This window comes from Microbispora sp. CSR-4 (assembly GCF_008033685.1).
Taxonomy (GTDB): domain Bacteria; phylum Actinomycetota; class Actinomycetes; order Streptosporangiales; family Streptosporangiaceae; genus Microbispora.
Window position 1 is genome coordinate 1 of record NZ_VJVX01000142.1, and the last position, 2,791, is coordinate 2,791.

The window sequence follows — 2,791 nt, forward strand, 5'->3', positions numbered from 1 at the left end:
GACAAATGATGCTAAAGTGAATATCGAGGCGATTACGGCTTAGAAGTTCGCCGGATTACGAGTGGTCTTCTCATACACCACGATCATGGACGCGGCCAGGCCGCAACGCGCGACCCCACTGCCCGCACCCACGGTCACACAAGCACTACAGGGATAAGGCCCTGCAAAACCAATCGCGACCCTCCCGATTATCCCGCCCGAGCCACGCCAGGACAAACCAATAAGAGCCGCACAAAGCTTCACTATCGGTCTATCCGGCACGGCCAGTTTCCGGATTATCAGGAAAAACGTCCGAAAACATCATTCCAGGTCACACCATAACTTGGGCCCCAGTCGAAGCCATCACTCACGCCAGCGCGAGCACCAGGCAGTCCACTGCAGCCGATGAAACTCTCCGACCCCCTGTCTGACCGCCACTGCCTACGGAGATATCAGGATTATTTCGGTCGAGCATCCAAATTTCGGCTGGCCCGATATTGCACCTTGATTTGGTGTGATTTTTTTCACATTGCCCAGATTTGTCCGACGATTTACAGTTCGAGTAAGATCATCCAACATCATTACGAAAGGAAATCTCATGAAGGTAATGAAAGTCGCGGCGGCGCTGGCTGTTTCGGTAGCCACTCTCGCAATTCCGGCAGTCGCATACGCGTCCTGCTCCGGCACGTGCGCATCTTACCCGTCATACTTCAGCTTCGACACGACACTGACCGGGCCGACCCGCTACTACAATGGATCAAACGTGAAGATCACCTTTAGCAGTTCCGCCGACGGTCCTCAAAACGGTGTAGCCAATCCGTACGTGGCGCTTTACAGAGACAACCTTATATCGGATGACTACATCGGCCGGCAGACTTTCGTCTACGGCGGATCGGTGAACAAGACCTGGACGGGAGTCGGCTCCGGAGACTATTACTTTTACTACCAAAAGACCTTTGATGGGCGCACGCTGTCGAGCAGTAATGTCGTAATGTCTGCCAGCTAGCAGCATTCACCGCAGTCGCGCCGCAAGTGGGCCGGACCCGTTACCTGACCTTACGGGTTCGGCCCCTGTTGGCCGGGTGCTTCTGGTCACAGGCAGCGCCGGCAGTCGGCGGCACCTGAACATGCCAACCATGCCAGCCATCACAAGGGTTGGTATCCAGGAGGAAAGATGCTTAGGGGAACCGTTCTTCTTTTCGCAATCCCAATACTTGTCGTTTTCCTTGTAGTCTGGAATGCAAAGATCCATCCATCAAAGCTGCGACTGCTCGGAGCCATCGCGCTGGTAGGATATTCACTCCTAGCACTGAATGTGACGCTGTTTCCGTTGCCATTTCAACCGGCGCTGCTACATGATCTCCGGCTGAGTGACTCGCCCCAAAATAACCTGATACCCATCCAGGGGCTCATTCAGCTAATAGGGCGCGAAAGTTCGGAAGTAGCAGCGAGGCAAATTGTTGGCAATGTCCTGCTTTTGCTACCGCTTGGCTATCTAGTGCCCACGGTGTGGAAAGTTAGAAGTATCCGCCGCCTGATGCTTATCGCACTTATCGTTTCCCTGGGTATAGAGCTAACACAATTTGCCGTATCTCGCGCGATCGGTTATACCTATAAGATCTTCGATATTGACGACATTCTCTTGAATACCTTGGGTGGAATAATAGGCTATGGTGCATATCTAGCGCTGATTCCGGTGGTGCGATCTTCCGGGATGGGAGATGTCGAAGATTCTGGTCTCTCGAAGGGTCATCGCGCCTCGACCTCGCCTTCATCGTCCGGCAGCACCCAGCCTAACGCCAAGATCATAAAATAGATAGAGCGCCGCTGTGGGTGTGGCCACTGCAGCACATCGTCTCTAGACTCGTTCGCATTAGGGGGTCACCATCTTTGCGTCCTGTTGCAAAACACGCCACACGCGCAATGCCCCGGCTGCATTGACGTTTTCTCATTGAATTCAGCTGATCCGGCGGTGTTCGAAGTGTACGAGCACCTGCGCCTTGGTAGCCGGGGCCGGCTATGACGGGCATGGTCGTGGCGTAGCGGTGGACGGCGGGCAGGACGTGGCGGCGGGCGGCTTCGATGTCGGCGGCTCCGCCGGGTTCGACGTGGCTGGTCCGGATGGGGAAACCGTCGGGTTCGCACAGTGCTCGGACGTTTTCCCCGAAGTCGCTGGTTTTGCCGGAGAACCAGGCGTCGATGGTTTCGCCTTTCACGCTGGTGGTCTTGATGCGGCACCGATCGGTGTTGAAGATCTTGCCGTCGAGGATGAGGTGGGGGACGCCGGCGGCGACGGCGCGGTCCAGTGCTTGGTGGAGGTCGGGGGCCTGGGTGGATAGGACGTCGATGGCCTCGTGCAGGTAGCGGTAGGCGGTGGCCTGGGATAGCCCGAATGCGATGCCGTGCAGGCGGATGTTGGGCTTGGAGCGGAACCAGGCCAGGGCGAACAGGGCTTGATGGAAGCAGGTCAGGCGCCGGGAGTTCTTCGGTGTGCCGCGGCGGCGGCGCTCCCGGTAGAGCAGGCGGCCGACGTAGCCGAGCAGTTCACGGGGGACGTCGAGCGTGGCAGGATAGGCGATCACGTGGAGCCTTCTCGGTATGAGGATCTTGTGGTGAGACCCCTTCTACCGGAGGCTCCACGTCTGTTTTTGGCGTCCGAGATTTGTCCGCGTGTCTACCCGGGCCTGGTCGTCCATGCCGAGGAAAGCCCTACTGAGCCAATTTCATCCTCGGGAGGCGTGTGCTACCCGATGGTTCTGAAGGACCGCGATGGCTTTGACCAGGTGGCCGGTCTTGCTCGGGCTACATCGCA

3 protein-coding genes are annotated in these 2,791 nt (G+C 57.3%); 2 read left to right on the forward strand and 1 reads right to left on the reverse strand.

Annotated elements, in window-relative coordinates; genetic code table 11:
• Nucleotides 1-577: 577 nt before the first annotated feature.
• A complete protein-coding gene (locus FLV34_RS38980) occupies nucleotides 578-985 on the forward strand; it encodes a hypothetical protein (protein WP_142652097.1) in 408 nt (135 codons plus the stop codon).
• 168 nt (nucleotides 986-1,153) lie between these two features.
• Nucleotides 1,154-1,795, forward strand: coding sequence for a VanZ family protein (locus FLV34_RS38985; RefSeq protein WP_142652095.1), 642 nt, complete (start codon nucleotides 1,154-1,156; stop codon nucleotides 1,793-1,795).
• Here the strand turns inward: FLV34_RS38985 and FLV34_RS41045 are convergent.
• A complete protein-coding gene (locus FLV34_RS41045; RefSeq protein ID WP_187280873.1) occupies nucleotides 1,785-2,561 on the reverse strand; it encodes a transposase family protein in 777 nt (258 codons plus the stop codon). The genes FLV34_RS38985 and FLV34_RS41045 overlap by 11 nt on opposite strands.
• Between the last annotated feature and the right edge of the window lie 230 nt (nucleotides 2,562-2,791).

What these genes read in the sequence shown, in the direction of transcription:
- FLV34_RS38980 (WP_142652097.1), top strand. Translation starts at nt 578, where the DNA reads ATGAAGGTAATGAAAGTCGCGGCGGCGCTGGCTGTTTCGGTAGCCACT.
- FLV34_RS38985 (WP_142652095.1), top strand. Translation starts at nt 1,154, where the DNA reads ATGCTTAGGGGAACCGTTCTTCTTTTCGCAATCCCAATACTTGTCGTT.